Source organism: Amycolatopsis sp. NPDC039088 (genome assembly GCF_055598845.1).
The window spans coordinates 1-14087 of record NZ_JBVKAE010000030.1; the positions used below are offsets into that span (position 1 = coordinate 1).

At 70.6% G+C, this 14087-nt stretch carries 15 protein-coding genes; 4 read left to right on the forward strand and 11 right to left on the reverse strand.

What is annotated here, in order from left to right:
• Positions 1 to 137: 137 nt before the first annotated feature.
• The 8 genes from ACZ7KI_RS31655 to lpdA all read right to left on the reverse strand — a co-directional run bounded on the left by ACZ7KI_RS31655 (position 138) and on the right by lpdA (position 7777).
• A complete protein-coding gene (locus ACZ7KI_RS31655) occupies positions 138 to 434 on the reverse strand; it encodes a hypothetical protein (protein WP_470276703.1) in 297 nt (98 codons plus the stop codon).
• 61 nt (positions 435 to 495) lie between these two features.
• Positions 496 to 1239: a lipoyl(octanoyl) transferase LipB gene (lipB, locus tag ACZ7KI_RS31660; RefSeq protein WP_470276704.1), complete on the reverse strand. Its 744-nt coding sequence runs from the start codon at positions 1237 to 1239 to the stop codon at positions 496 to 498.
• A 10-nt stretch (positions 1240 to 1249) separates the two neighbouring features.
• Positions 1250 to 1864, reverse strand: a complete 615-nt coding sequence (locus ACZ7KI_RS31665; RefSeq protein WP_470276705.1) for a phosphatase PAP2 family protein — start codon at positions 1862 to 1864, stop codon at positions 1250 to 1252.
• Complete coding sequence (locus tag ACZ7KI_RS31670; RefSeq protein WP_470276706.1) at positions 1861 to 2745, reverse strand: TIGR01777 family oxidoreductase; 885 nt, start codon at positions 2743 to 2745, stop codon at positions 1861 to 1863. Before ACZ7KI_RS31670 ends, ACZ7KI_RS31665 begins: the two co-directional genes overlap by 4 nt.
• 37 nt (positions 2746 to 2782) lie before the next feature.
• Positions 2783 to 3253: an ArsR/SmtB family transcription factor gene (locus ACZ7KI_RS31675; protein ID WP_470276707.1), complete on the reverse strand. Its 471-nt coding sequence runs from the start codon at positions 3251 to 3253 to the stop codon at positions 2783 to 2785.
• Between the two features lie 22 nt (positions 3254 to 3275).
• Positions 3276 to 4370, reverse strand: a complete 1095-nt coding sequence (locus ACZ7KI_RS31680) for a serine hydrolase (protein WP_470276708.1) — start codon at positions 4368 to 4370, stop codon at positions 3276 to 3278.
• A 192-nt stretch (positions 4371 to 4562) separates the two neighbouring features.
• Entirely contained in the window at positions 4563 to 6347 is a 1785-nt protein-coding gene (gene sucB / locus ACZ7KI_RS31685) for a 2-oxoglutarate dehydrogenase, E2 component, dihydrolipoamide succinyltransferase (protein WP_470276709.1), read from the reverse strand.
• A 56-nt stretch (positions 6348 to 6403) separates the two neighbouring features.
• Positions 6404 to 7777 (reverse strand): dihydrolipoyl dehydrogenase, encoded by a 1374-nt coding sequence (lpdA, locus tag ACZ7KI_RS31690; protein ID WP_465505534.1) that lies wholly within the window; start codon positions 7775 to 7777, stop codon positions 6404 to 6406.
• 214 nt (positions 7778 to 7991) lie between these two features.
• Between lpdA and ACZ7KI_RS31695 the strand changes: the two genes are divergently transcribed.
• A complete protein-coding gene (locus tag ACZ7KI_RS31695; RefSeq protein WP_465462883.1) occupies positions 7992 to 8336 on the forward strand; it encodes an oxidoreductase in 345 nt (114 codons plus the stop codon).
• 7 nt (positions 8337 to 8343) lie between these two features.
• Here the strand turns inward: ACZ7KI_RS31695 and ACZ7KI_RS31700 are convergent, their stop codons facing one another.
• Positions 8344 to 9327 carry an SMI1/KNR4 family protein gene (locus tag ACZ7KI_RS31700; protein ID WP_470276710.1) on the reverse strand — a complete coding sequence of 328 codons (984 nt, stop codon included), beginning with the start codon at positions 9325 to 9327 and terminating at the stop codon, positions 8344 to 8346.
• A gap of 82 nt (positions 9328 to 9409) precedes the next feature.
• Positions 9410 to 10912 (reverse strand): leucyl aminopeptidase, encoded by a 1503-nt coding sequence (locus tag ACZ7KI_RS31705; protein ID WP_470276711.1) that lies wholly within the window; start codon positions 10910 to 10912, stop codon positions 9410 to 9412.
• A gap of 112 nt (positions 10913 to 11024) precedes the next feature.
• On the opposite strand from ACZ7KI_RS31705, the gene ACZ7KI_RS31710 reads away from it, so the two are divergent.
• Both ACZ7KI_RS31710 and ACZ7KI_RS31715 read left to right on the forward strand, forming a co-directional pair.
• Entirely contained in the window at positions 11025 to 11900 is an 876-nt protein-coding gene (locus ACZ7KI_RS31710) for a hypothetical protein (protein ID WP_470276712.1), read from the forward strand.
• Entirely contained in the window at positions 11893 to 12519 is a 627-nt protein-coding gene (locus tag ACZ7KI_RS31715; RefSeq protein ID WP_470276713.1) for a DUF402 domain-containing protein, read from the forward strand. The genes ACZ7KI_RS31710 and ACZ7KI_RS31715 overlap by 8 nt, the downstream gene beginning before the upstream one ends.
• On the opposite strand, the gene ACZ7KI_RS31720 is transcribed toward ACZ7KI_RS31715, so the two are convergent.
• Positions 12516 to 12827: a hypothetical protein gene (locus ACZ7KI_RS31720; protein WP_470276714.1), complete on the reverse strand. Its 312-nt coding sequence runs from the start codon at positions 12825 to 12827 to the stop codon at positions 12516 to 12518. The two genes, ACZ7KI_RS31715 and ACZ7KI_RS31720, sit on opposite strands and share 4 nt — an antisense overlap.
• 117 nt (positions 12828 to 12944) lie before the next feature.
• Here ACZ7KI_RS31720 and ACZ7KI_RS31725 point away from each other — a divergent pair, with 117 nt between their 5' ends.
• Complete coding sequence (locus ACZ7KI_RS31725; RefSeq protein ID WP_470276715.1) at positions 12945 to 14048, forward strand: branched-chain amino acid aminotransferase; 1104 nt, start codon at positions 12945 to 12947, stop codon at positions 14046 to 14048.
• Positions 14049 to 14087: the final 39 nt, after the last annotated feature.

The following is a 14087-nucleotide window of genomic DNA, read 5'->3' on the forward strand; positions in this document are numbered from 1 at the left end:
TCCTCCACACTCGGACCCCGCAGGCATCAGCGATGCCACATCCGGACCACCAAGAACAGTGCCGACCAGCAACTCTGCGACTTTGCCGGGACCCTTGGGGTTCAACCGAGGAAAGAGGGCCTTCACGCGCTTACAGGTCACTCGATGTCGACGCCGATGTCCAGGATCTTCGCCGGCCAGCTGATGGTGAGGTGGGACTCCGCCCCGTGGACGGCCCATTCGCCCAGCGCGTTGCCGCAGACCGGGCTGCAGTTGTACGCGGTGACCCGGTACCTGTGGTCGCCGTACGCGGTGCAGGTCGCCCAGGCGTACTTCGCCCCGTCGTGTCCGCCGGTACAGCCTGGCGGCGGTGTGGCCGACGCCGCCACGGGCAGGCTCACCGAAGTGGCGACCGCGATACCGGCCGCCGCGAGAACGCGCGAAAACTTGCGCATGACTTCCTCCCAGTACGACCACCGGCCTGTCCGGCGGTCGTACCGGTGATCTTTGCAGAGATCAGTTCTGCAGCGCGAAAGTGACGCCAGGAGCGGCCGGCGCTTCGGGGCGCGGCAGCCAGCGCTCGTCGCTCACCGGGAGATCGCCTTCCAGCGCCGCGAGTACGGCTTCGCGCGCCATCGGCAGCACCGACGCCACGGTGACGTCGCGGTCGAGTTCGTAGGAGAGCGACGTCACGCCGGCGTCCCGGATGCCGCACGGGACGATCTTGTCGAAGGCGCCCAGATCCGGGTTGCAGTTCAGCTCGAAGCCGTGCATGGTCACGCCGCGCTGCACGCGGATGCCGATGGCGGCGATCTTCCGCTCGACGCCGCGGTCGTCGGCCGGGATCCAGACGCCGCTGCGGCCCTCGACCCGGCCGGTGTGCACGCCGAGCTGGTCGCAGACGGTGATCAAGGCCTCTTCGAGACGCCGCACGTAGTGGACGACGTCGATCGGGTCGGCGAGTTTGACGATCGGGTAGCCGACCAGCTGGCCGGGCCCGTGCCAGGTGATCTTGCCGCCGCGGTCGACGTCGATCACCGGGGTGCCGTCGGTCGGCCTGTCCTCGGCTTCGGTGCGCTTGCCCGCGGTGTACACCGACGGGTGCTCCAGCAGCAGCATGGTGTCGGGACCTTCGCCGTCGGCACGGGCGGTCACGTGTCGGCGCTGGAGTTCCCAGGCCTCGGTGTACTCGATCGTCCCGATCTCACGGACGTCGACGGGCTCGGTGGCGGCACGGCATGACGTGGTCGAAGAGCTCACGCCAGCGACACTACGCCGGGTCCCGTGGCAGCGGCAGCAGGCCCAGCCCGGCCGCCGCGATCAGGCCGACGCCGCCCACCGCCAGTACGGATCCCGCGGTGTCGGTCAGCCAGTGCACCCCCAGTACGACGCGGCAGAGCGCGCCCACGACCGTGGCCGCGACGGCGATCGCGATCGCCAGGCGCACCAGATGCGGGCGGGTCCACGCGCAGAGCAGGACGGCGACGAAGCCGGTGCAGGCGACGGCGACGACATGCCCGCTCGGGTAGCTCAGATCGGGGAATTCCCGAGGTCGCTCCCGGTAGAACACCGGTTTGGCGATCAAGCTGGTCATTCGGCACAGCAGCAGGACGACGGCGAGTTTGACGCACAACGTCGTCAGTTCCCGCCGTCGCCAGGCGAGTACCGCCAGCACCGCGCCCAGCGCGAAGGGCAGGACCGGGCCGAGCACGTTCGTGACCAGGCCTGCCACCTGTCCCGCCGGCCGGGCGTACTGCCCGTGGAACGCGTCGGCGAGTGCGACGTCCACCGGCGGCGGGCGGTCGTCGACGAACAGGCCGAGCACGATGAAGCCGATCAGCAGCAGGGCTCCGGCGAGGGTGTACAGACCGCGCCGCAGGGTCATGTCGCGGCGGCCAACGCGTCCTCGAGGGTCGGGTGACGGAACTGGTATCCCGCCTCCTCCAGCGCCCGTGGCATGGCGCGCTGTCCGAACAGCGCCATCTCCTCGGCCGCCTGCCCGAGCGCGATCTTCATGGCGAACCCCGGGACTTGCCAGAACGCCGGGCGGTGCACGGCGCGGGCCAGCGCCTTCGTGAAGGCGGCGTTCGTGGCGGGCTGCGGTCCGCTGAGGTTCACCGGACCGGAGAGCGATTCGTGCTCCAGCGCGAAAACGATCGCCCCGACCTCGTCGTCGAGCGAGATCCACGGCATGTACTGCTTGCCGTCACCGAGTTTCCCGCCGAGTCCGAGCCGGAACAGTGGCCGCAGGACGTCGAGGAGCCCACCCTTGCGGGCGAGCACCAGCCCGGTGCGGATGCGCACGACGCGGGCGCCCGCGGTGGTCGCGGTCTCGGTCGCGCCTTCCCACGCGGTGCAGAGCCCGGCGAGGAAACCTCGCCCCGCCGGACTCGATTCGTCCACAACGGACGGTCCGGGGTCGCCGTAGTAACCGACGGCGGAGGCGTTGACCAGAACGGGGATCCCGTGTTCGGCGACCGCTTCCGCGAGCACCTCCGTCGGTTCGACCCGGCTGTCGAGCAGTACCTGTTTGCGGGCCGCGCTCCAGCGTCCCGGCAGCAGCGGAGCACCCGCCAGGTTCACCACGGCGTCGATTCCGTCGAGCGCGCCGTCGGCGATCTCCCCGGCAGGGGGATCCCAGCGGCGTTCGTCGTCGGCCCGCTCCTCCCGGCGGACGAGCCGGACCACTTCGTGCCCGGACCCGCGCAGCCGCGCCGTCAGTGAGGTGCCGATCAGTCCGCTCGCGCCCGCGATCAGAACTCGCATGATTCGATCGTGTCGTATCGCCGATCCGGCCGCACGTTCAGGTCTTCAGTTGCCCGGCGACGTCGGACGCGGCGGTGAGCAGCACCAGCACCGGGATCGTCGCGGTCGGGCGCAGGCGGTAGCTTCCGCGTTTGTCCTGCTCGACGATCCCGGCTCCGGTCAACGCTTTGAGGTGGTGGTAGAGCTGGCCGGGGGAGCCGAGGTCGGCGGCCTCCTGCAGGGCGGGCGCGGTCTGCGCGCCCTGTTCGGCCAGCGTCCGCACGAGCGCCACCCGCGCGGTGCTGGACAGGGCCGCGAGCACTTCGACCCGCGGCCCGTCCGCCTTCGCCAGCACCACGCCCGGCGGCACCTGGATGGACCAGGCCAGCTCGACGGGTTCGGTCAGCTCGCCGTGGTAGGCCACGACGCCGCCCGCCCGGGCGGGCGGCGTCGTGGCCTCCTGCTGTCCTTCGAGCGCGGCGACCCGTTCTTCGAGTGCTGCTATCCGGTCGGCGAGCTCAGCGTTCATACCGGTTTATCTACACTGTCGGTCAGCCGAGTGCGCGCCGCAGGGCGGCGAACCGCTCAGGGACGGACAGTGCCGAGATGAGGATGTCGATGAGCGGCGAAGCGTTCACCTGGTCCTGATCGCTCACGTCGGTGAGGAGTACGGCCGCGGTGCCTGCCCGGCCGCCGGGCCAGCGCACGGACAGTCCGACGGTGAGGGTGCGCGGCAGGCTTCCGGCCTTGAAGAGCACTTCGCTCGCTCCGGGCGGCACGCGATCGGAGAGCGGCAGCGCGAGGATTTCGCGGGCCAGCGTTCCGCCGGGGTGGTACCTGCCGAGTGCGAGACTCCGGTGGAGCGAGAACAGCTCCGAAGCCGATCCTTGGCCGTGCCCCTTGACCCACGGCCACTGCTCCTCGGCGGTCTGGGGCATGCTCGGCCAGCGCTCGAACGCCTCGGCGCGGAAGGCGGGATCGCGGACGAACCGGCGCGCGACCGCGTCGCCCATCGCCCGCCGGACCACGACCGGGCTGCCGGGCGGGGGCGCGTATTCGGGCATCATCAGCATCAGGACCTCGCCGCCGAGCGAGCGGGTGTCCGGCCTCGTCCAGCCGCCGCGCGCCGCCGCGAACCGGAGGGCGGGATCGCCGAGCCGGGTGCGGAGGTAGTCCGCGGCGGCGTTGTCGCTGAACAGGATCATCGCTTCGGGGATTCTCGCCAGCGGGACACGCTGCTCGGGATCCTTCGCGATCCCGTAGTCGTCGCAGGGGATACCCAGCCAGTTGAGCGCCTGGAAATGCGCGCGGCCGTCGGCGACGAAGGGGTGGTGGGCGTCCCAGTCGCCGACCCTGATCTGTTCTCGCGGAGCGAGCCTGCCCTCGGCGACCGCGATGGCGTACGCGCTGACGTGGACGACCTTGACCGACGAAGCCAGCAGCCGCCGGACGTCGGCGTTGAGGGCGGCCCGGCGGCCCGCGCCGTCGTCGATCGCGACTGAGACCGAGTTCCGGTGGGCGGCGATCCAGTCGAGCCAGCCTTGTTCCGTCGTCGTGTCCGGGACGGCGGCGCTCGCGGTTCCCGGCAGCAGCAACGCCGCCGATCCCGCCGCGGCGCCCGTCAGCAGATGGCGTCTGGTCAGCATGGGTGATCCTCCCTCTTGTTTTCCGTAATTCCGGAATACTAGAGTCGGAGGTGGCTGTCAAACCCGCGCGTTTAGTCCTCTGAACGCGGTCTTTGCGCGCGCAAGTACGGCGTTCAGAGGACTAAACGCGGGAAAAGGAGAAGGCCCCCGCCCCGCCGAAGCGGGACGAGGGCCTTCAGGGACTACCGGAGATCAGAGACCGAGCTCGTCCTCGAAGTTGCCCTCTTCCAGACGCTGCTTGATCGTCGTGACGAAGCGGCCCGCGTCGGCCCCGTCCACCAGGCGGTGGTCGTAGGTCAGCGGCAGGAACGCCATCGACCGGACGGCGATCGTGTCGTTGCCGTCGGCGTCCGCGATCACGACCGGACGCTTCACGACCGCGCCGGTGCCGAGCATGCCGGACTGCGGCTGCACGATGATCGGCGTGTCGAACAGGGCGCCGTTGGAGCCGATGTTCGTGATCGTGAAGGTGCCGCCCGACAGCTCGTCCGGCTTGATCTGGCCCGAACGCGCGCGGCCTGCCAGGTCGGCGATGCGGTGCGCGAGACCGGCGAGGCTGAGCTCACCCGCGTCGTGGATGACCACCGACAGCAGACCCTTTTCGGTGTCCACCGCGATCCCCAGGTGCACCGCACCGTGGTAGGTGATCTCCTTCGTGTCCTCGTTGTAGGACGCGTTGACGTTCGGGTGCTGCTTGAGCGCCTCGACGGTGGCCTTCGCGAAGAACGGCAGGAACGTCAGGTTGACGCCCTCGCGCTCCTTGAAGGCCGCCTTCGCCCGCTGACGAAGCTTGGCGATCTTCGTGACGTCCACCTCGTGGACCTGCGTGAGCTGCGCGGAAACCTGCAGCGACTCGCGGGTCTTCGTGGCGGTGATCTGCCGGATCCGGCTGGCCTTCTGCACGGTGCCGCGCAGTGCCGCGAGCTCCGGCGAAACCGCGGCCTTGCGCGGAGCCGACGGCGCCGCGGCAGCCGGGGCGGCGGCGGGCTGAGCGGCGGGAGCCGGGGCTTCCTTCTGCTTGGCCTCCGCCGCCGCGAGCACGTCCTGCTTGCGGATGCGGCCACCGACACCGCTACCGGTCAGCGACGACAGGTCGATGCCGTGCTCCGAAGCGAGCTTGCGGACCAGCGGCGTCACGTACGGTCCACCGTCCGAACCGTTGCTCGCCGCGGCGGCCTTGGGTGCCTCGGCCTTGGGGGCCGGGGCGGCCTGCGGAGCCGGGGCGGGCTTCGGCGCGGGAGCGGCTTCGGCCTTGGGCTCGGGCTTCGGTTCCGGCTTGGGTTCCGGCTTCGGCTCGGGCTTGGGCTCCGGCTTGGGTTCGGGCTTGGGCTCCTCGGCCTTCGGCGCCGGGGCGGAACCGGCCGCGCCGATCACCGCGAGCACGCCGCCGACCTCGACGGTCTCGTCCTCACCGGCGCGGATCTCCAGCACGGTGCCGGCGACCGGGGACGGGACCTCGGTGTCGACCTTGTCCGTGGAGATCTCGAGCAGCGGCTCGTCGACCTCGACGCTCTCGCCGACCTGCTTGAGCCACCGGGTGACGGTGCCCTCGGTGACGCTCTCGCCCAGCTCGGGCAGCTTCACCTCGGTGCCTTCGCCGCCGGCAGCCGGCGCGGTGTCCGGCTGGGACGGCGCGGAGGCCTGCTCCTGCGCGGGCTCCGGCTCAGGCTCGGGCTCGGGTTCCGGCTGCGCTTCGGAGGTGTCCTCCGAGGAACCGGACGACTCCGGCACCCCGCCGGTCCCGTCGTCGATGACGGCGAGCTCGCCGCCGACCTCGACGGTCTCGTCCTCCTGAGCGCTGATCTTCACGACCTTGCCGGCGACCGGGGACGGGACCTCGGTGTCGACCTTGTCCGTGGAGATCTCGAGCAACGGCTCGTCGACCTCGACGGTGTCGCCCTCCTGCTTCAACCACCGGGTGACGGTGCCCTCGGTGACGCTCTCACCGAGCTCCGGCAACGTGACGGAGTAGGCCATCGTTCGCTGACTCCCTTGATATGTCTTGCTTGGTCTGGTTCTTCGACGGTGAGACGTCAGCTGTGGACGTGCAGCGGCTTGCCCGCCAGGGCGAGGAACGCTTCACCGAGGGCCTCGGTCTGGGTGGGGTGCGCGTGGATCAGCGGGGCCACGTCCTCGGGGAACGCCTCCCAGCTGTAGATCAGCTGCGCTTCGCCGATCAGCTCGCCGACGCGGTCGCCCACCATGTGCACGCCGACGACCGGCCCTTCCGGGGCCTTGATCAGCTTGACCCCGCCGGAGGTCTTGAGGATCTGGCTCTTGCCGTTGCCACCGAGGTCGTAGGTGAAGGTGGTGACGTCGGAGCCGTACTTCTCCTTCGCCTGCGACTCGGTGAGACCGACCGAAGCGACCTCGGGGTGCGAGTAGGTGACGCGCGGGATTCCGCTCTCGTCGATCACGCGCGGCTCCTGGCCCGCGATCTCCTCGGCGACGAAGATGCCCTGCTGGAACCCGCGGTGCGCGAGCTGCAGGCCGGGGACGATGTCGCCGACGGCGTAGACGTTCGGCAGGTTGGTGCGGAGACGGTCGTCGGTGAGGACGAAACCGCGGTCCATCTTGACCCCGGCCTCTTCGTACCCGTGCCCGGCCGAGTTCGGGCCGCGGCCGACGGCGACCAGCAGAAGGTCGCCTTCGAGCGTCTCGCCGGATTCCAGCGACACGCTGACGCCGTTGTCGTCCTGCTTGGCGCCGGTGAACCGCACGCCGGTCTTGAAGGCGATCTTGCGGCGGCGGAAAGCGCGCTCGAGCTGCTTGGACGCGTACTCATCCTCGTTCGGGACCAGGCGGGGCAGCGCCTCCACGATGGTGACGTCGACGCCGAAGGACGCCCACACGGACGCGAATTCGACACCGATGACACCACCGCCGAGGACGATGACCTTCTTCGGGATGTAGTCCAGCGAAAGCGCCTGCTCGCTCGCGATGATGCGGCCGCCCAGCTCCAGGCCCGGCAGCGTCTTCGAGTACGAACCGGTGGCGAGGATGACGTTCTTGCCCGTGTAGCGGGTGCCGTCGACCTCGACGGTCGTGCCGCCGACGAACGTCCCGGTGCCCTCGACGAGGTTCACCTTGTGCGCTTTGGCCAGGCCCTGGAGGCCCTTGTACAGGCGGGCGACGATGCCGTCCTTGTACTTGTTGACCCCGGCGATGTCGATGCCTTCCAGCACGGCCTTGACACCGAAGGTCTCGGCGTCGCGGGTCTCGTCGGCGACCTCCGCCGCGTGCAGGAGGGCCTTGGTCGGGATGCAGCCTCGGTGGAGGCACGTCCCGCCAAGCTTGTCCTTTTCGATCAGGGTGACGGAAAGGCCCAGCTCGGCCGCGCGGAACGCGGCGGCGTAGCCGCCCGATCCGCCACCCAGGATCACAAGGTCGGCGGAGGTGTCGGTCACTTCAATAACTCCTCGGCAAGCGGTAGGGGTGGTGCTCTGGCGCCGCTCCGCGCGGTATACGCGCGCGCGGACACTTGCCATCTTGTCACTACGCGCGGCGGCCCTGCGACCTAGGCCGCGTCCTGTGACCCACGGGACACGGCGGGCCGGGGTCACCACGGTGACCACACGTCCGAGTCGGGATAATGGACATTGGACGCGAGTGGGAAGTGAGGTGGTCGGAGTGGGTCTGTTCGACTCGCTGCGCCGGCGCTCTAAAGGCGGGCAAAAGCCCGGTACGCTGCGGAAAGCCTCTTCAAACGACTTCAAGCACCTGGAAGAGTGGTCCGCCTCCCGGACCGGTGTCGAGGCGTATGTGGAGCCCAAGACCAACGTCACCGAGACCACAGTCGTCCTCATCGCGCACGACGGTGAGTGGACGCGGCGCCGGATCGACAGCTTGGACGCGGCGCAGCAGTTCGGCCGCAAACGATCGATCCCCGTGTACGAGGTGGCACGGGTCGGCTACCCGAAGCGGATGCGGGAGTACACCGAGCGGAAGAAGCGCGGCGAAGTCTAAGCGGGGCTCAAGCCGACTGCGCCAGCAGAAGCAGGTGCCGCTCCATCAGCGCCTGGAACGTCGGATGCACCGTCGTGCCCAGCGCCGGATCGATCTCGACCGTGCGCCACTGCTCATCGGCGGCGGTGAGCAGTACCACGGCCGGGTCGGAGATCACGACGACCGTGCCCTCCGCGCGCAGTTCGGCCGTCCCGAGCAAACGCGGGAAGACGACGTCGGCGGGGAGGCCGTCGCAGGTCAGCAGGAACTCCCGGTAGTCGGCGGGCAGCCGGAGCCCGAGGCGTGCTTCGGCCGCGTCGACGTTCCTGGCCGACGCCGCCGGGGGCGCGGTGCCGACGCCGCGCAGCCGGAGGATGCCCGCGACCGTCTCGCGCCAGCCGCCGGTATCCGGTGGGTAGCGCTGATACAGCGCCGCGACCAGGGACCCGGCGCACACTCCCGGCCAGTCGCCGAGCCCGAGCGGGTCGGCTCCGGCGAGGAGGCGCGGCGCGAGCCGCCGTGACGCGGCGAGCATGGCGACGTCCGGGCGCGCCTGTCGTGAGGCGATCTCCGCCCAGGTGTCGAGGTCGTCTCGCGCGACGGCCTCCCGCAACCGGTCCGGCCGGGACGGTCCGAGGTGCGACACCGCCTCACCGATCGGGGAGCCACTGAAGAGACCGTCCAAATCGGACACGCGCCGGGCCAGGTGCGTTTCGTGCGCGCGCTCCTCGGCATCGAGGTCGAGCGGGGTCAGCGCCGCGGCCCACTCCGGCCGCCCGCCGTTCGCTTCGAAGAGCATCGCCCACGCGCGCGCCTGGACGGCTCCGGGGACGAGGGCGGTGACGGGACGTTCGGTGAGTGCGTGCCAATGCGTGATCAGCCTGTCGGCCTCCGCCATCGCCCCGGACGCGGCGAACAACAACGCGGCGTGTCCGATCCGGTCGTCGAGCGTCGCCTCGTCGCCGCTGAGTACATCCCTGATCGCGCCTTCGAGATACGCGTCCCTGTCCACGGAACCGACCCTGCCATGCGCGTGAAGGCCCCCTTCCCTCGGCCGAGGGAAGGGGGCCTTCACGCGCGTTCGGGGTGAGAGATCAGCCGTTGGCGGCGATGTCCGCGAGGACCGCGGCGATGGTGCGGACCGGGACGCCGGTGCCGCCCTTGCCGGTGTAACCCCACGGCCCGGCGGTGTTGAACGACGGGCCCGCGATGTCGATGTGCGCCCAGGGCAGGCCGTCGGCGACGAACTCGCGCAGGAAGATGCCCGCGGCGAGCATGCCGCCCCAGCGGTGCCCGGTGACGTTGGCCAGGTCCGCGAGGCGCGAGTCGAGGTCGGCGCGCAGCTCCTCCGGCAGCGGCATCGCCCAGCCGCCCTCACCGGTCGCCTGCGCGATCGCGGCGATCCGGTCGCGGAACTCGTCCGAGCCCATGACACCGGCGGTGCGGTTGCCGAGCGCGACGACCTGCGCGCCGGTCAGCGTCGAGGTCTCGATCAGGTAGTCGGGGTTCTCCTCGCCCGCGCGCACGATCGCGTCGGCCAGCACGAGGCGGCCTTCGGCGTCGGTGTTGAGCACCTCGACGGTCTTGCCGCCGTACATGCTGAGCACGTCACCCGGCCGGTACGAGGTGGCCGAGGGCAGGTTCTCCGCCAGCGGGATGTGCGCGACGACCTCGAGCGGGTACTTCAGCTTCGCGGCGAGCACCACGGAGGCGAGCACGGCGGCCGCGCCCGACATGTCCGAGGTCATGTGGTCCATGTTCGCGGCGGGCTTGATCGAGATGCCGCCCGAGTCGAAGGTGATGCCCTTGCCGACGAGCGCGACCTTCTTCGCCGCCTTCGACGGCTTGTAGGCGAGACGCAGCAGGCGCGGCTGGCGCGAGGAACCGCCGCCGACACCGAGGATGCCGCCGAAGCCCTTGCGCTTGAGCGCCTTCTCGTCGAGCACCTCGAACTCGAGGTTGTTCGCCTCGGCCAGCGTCTTCGCGCGGTCGGCGAAGGAGGCGGGGAACAGGTCGTTCGGCGGGGTGTTGATCAGGTCGCGGGCGATGATCACCGACTCCGCGATGAGGGTGGCGGCCTTCAACGTCGCCTTGTGGTCCTTGGCGGTGCCCTCTTCGGGACTCACGAAGTCGACCTTGGCGACCGGGCCGTCGCCCTTCTCGGAGCGGTATTCGGTGAAGTTGTACGCGCCGAGCGCGGTGCCCTCGACCGCGGCCTGCAGATCGATCGCCGACAGCGTGACGAACGCGCGCTCGGTGCCGCTCAGCGCCCGCGCGGCGGCACCGGCTCCCCGGCGGACCTGCTCGGCGGTGACGCCGTCCGCGCCCGCCTTGCCGAGCCCGACGGCCAGCACGACACCGGCGGACAGCTTGCCCAGCGTCGGGACCTTGACGACCTCGTCGGCCTTGCCGGACGCGCCCAGCGTGCCGAGGACGTCGGCGAGCTTGCCGTCGAAGGCGGCATCGGCGACGGAGGAGCCGGCGGCGAGCGCCAGACCGTCCTCGCCCTGGAGGGTGCCGATGACGACGACGTCGGCTCGCGTCTTGGCAAGCGCCGCTTCGGCGTTCTCGGTCAGGGCAAGCTTCGGCACGGTCACTTCTGGCTCCTCGCGCGTTCGCGGTGGGTACCGGGCGGCCGCCCGGTCGGATCGTGAGCCATGCTAATGACAGTCGGACCTGGGGTAACAGCGGGGCCGACCGGATAACTGGATGTTCTGGAAGGGAGACGGCGTGCGGCTGGCCGGCGGTCTGCTCATCGCGCTCGCGGTGGGCACGTCCGGAGCGGACTATTGGGTACTTCTCGCCGCCGTCGTCGCGGCCGTGCTCGCCGTCTCGGCGGAGGCGCTGTTGCCGCCGCCGGGGGATACCCGGCCCGACCGGATCGCGGCCGCTGTTTCGCGGCTGGGCCTGGTGCCGGTCTTCGCCACGACGTTCGGGCACTACCTCTTTCCCACGGCGCCGGGAGCCGCCGCCGCGGCGTTCGCCGTCGTGGTCGCCGTCGCCGATCTCGCCGGGGTCCGCCTCGGTGACTACGCCGCCCGGTGGGTCACCGGCCTGCTGCTGGCCGCGGCCGCCGCCCTGCTCGCGATCTGCCTCGGGATCCCGCCCTTGGCCCAGTTCATCGCGCCGGACCCGCCGTCGGTGTCCGGCCTCGGCCTCGCCGTGCTGGTGCTGCTGCCGTTCCTGCTGCCCCGCCGTCCCGGCGCGGGCCGGGCGGCCGCGGTGGGTGCCGTGGCCGTCGCGATCGTCGCCGTCGCGCTCTACCAGCTGGGACCGATCCGGCTCGGGCTCTCGGTGACGTCGTTCCGCGAACTCCTCGCCGCGGCCGACGCGGTCTCGCTGCTGCCGGTGCTGACCGTGGTGGTCGCCGTGGCGACCGTGCCCGTCGCGGTGGACGCCTTCACCGACGGCCGGGAACGGCTTTCCCCGGAACGTCCTAAGGCGACACTCGCTTGTGGACTGATCGTGGCCGTCGCCTCGGCCTTCGCTGGGCCGGTCGTGGCCCTCGGGCTCGCGGGAGTGGGAACGCTCGCCGAACTGGTTCTGCGGGTCCGCGCCCGTGGGTACCGTTCAAGGCGTGCGTGATCCCCACTGGACCCCGGGTGACACGGTCGTCGAACGGTTCCTGCGACCGGACGGTTCGATCGGCCAGCATCATCCGCTGCGCGTCGTCGCCGACGACGGCACCGTGCTGCTCGGCTGGCTGCCCGCGGACACCCCGATCATCGGCAGCAGACTCGCCGACGGGCGGCTCTTCCGAGAGGCGCCGCTCGAGGAGCGGTTCCGGGTGCCGAGGGTGCGCGTGGCCGACCTCTGGCGCGACACCTCGACGCTGCGCCGGATCGCCGACGACGAATGGTCGTCGGTCTGGTGGTTCTTCGACGCGGACGGGCATTTCTTGAACTGGTACGTCAACCTCGAGGTCCCGCTGGGGCGCACGTCGTCCGGGCCGGACCGGATCGACGGCATCCTCGACGTCGCCGTCGAGCCCGGCGGACGCTGGCGGTGGAAGGACGAGGCCGAGGCCGAAGAGGCCGTCCTCGCCGGCCGGATCACCGCCGGGCAGCTCGAGCGGCTGCGGGCCGAGGGCGAACGGATCGGGGCGCTCGCGGACGCCGGCCGGTTCCCCTTCGACGGGACGTGGACCGACTTCCGGCCGGAGCCGGACTGGCCCGCGCCCGGCCTGCCGGACGGGTTGCTCTAGCTCACCTGCAGGAGCAGTAGCAGCATCAGCACGACGTTGAGCACCGTCAGGATGACCACCGACTTGGTGGACAGCTCGCGCGGGAACACCTTGCCGTGGATGCTCTTCCACCAGAAGATGCCGAAACCGGCGGCGACCAGGCCGAGGAACGCACCGAAGCCGCTGTCCAGCAGGGCCCAGCCGTCCATCATCAGCACGCCGGTTCCGAAGGTCAGCAGTACCGCCGTCGCGAACGTCTTGATGTCGGCCCCCGTGCCGGAGGCGGCGGGCTTGGCCGGGTGAGCGGGCTGCATGGGGTTTAACGTCACTCCGCCATCCTAGGGGCGTGAGGCCTCGCGTGTTCGTCGCGACGGACAGATAGCGGGAGGTAAAGATATGCGGACGTCCGACTAACGTGGGTCCGACCAAGCGTTATCGTCATAGTCATGACGACCTCGACGCAGTTCACCCACCTCCCGCACCCGAGCCCCGCGAGCCCGGAACGCGTCGCGGACGTATTGGCCGCACCCGGCTTCGGCCTGCACTTCACCGACCACATGGTGACCGTGAAGTGGAGCGCCGAGCAGGGCTGGCACGACGCGACCGTCGGTCCGTACGCGCCCTTCACGCTGGACCCGGCGACCTCCGTGCTGCACTACGGCCAGGCGATCTTCGAAGGTCTCAAAGCGTACCGCCAGCCGGACGGGACGATCGCCGCGTTCCGGCCCGACGCGAACGCGATCCGCTTCCGCAACTCGGCCGAGCGTCTCGCCATGCCGCAGCTGCCGGTGGAGGTCTTCCTCGACTCGATCCGCGAGCTCATCGCGGTCGACTCCCGTTGGGTCCCGACGAAGCCGGGCGAGTCGCTGTACCTGCGGCCCTTCATGATCTCCACCGAAGCCGGGCTCGGCGTCAACCGGCCCGCGAACGAGTACCTCTACGCGCTGATCGGCTCGCCGGCGGGCTCGTACTTCTCCGGCGGCGTCAAGCCGGTGAGCGTGTGGCTCTCGACCGAGTACGTGCGCGCGGTCCCTGGCGGCACCGGCGAGGCCAAATGCGCCGGTAACTACGCGGCGTCGTTCGTGGCGCAGGCGCAGGCCGTGGAAAAGGGCTGCGACCAGGTCGTGTGGCTCGACGCGGTCGAGCGGCGCTGGGTCGAGGAGATGGGCGGGATGAACCTGTTCTTCGTCTTCGGCTCCGGCGAGGAGGCCCGCGTCGTGACCCCCGAACTGACCGGTTCGCTGCTGCCGGGGGTGACCCGGAAGTCGCTGCTGGAGCTGGCGAAGTCGTTCGGTCACCAGGTCGAGGAGCGGCGGATCTCCACCGACGAGTGGGAGAAGGCCGCCGCTTCGGGTGAGCTGACCGAGGTGTTCGCCTGCGGGACCGCGGCGGTCATCACACCGGTCGGGCACGTGAAGCACGCGGGCGGCGAGTTCTCCGTGGCGGGCGGCCAGCCCGGTGAACTGACGATGAAGCTGCGCGGCGCGCTGACCGGAATCCAGGAGGGCACCCGGCCCGCTCCGGAAGGCTGGATGTACCCGCTGGGCTGACCTGCCGCCTTCGAGCCCCCGCGCGCGCCATGAAAGGTC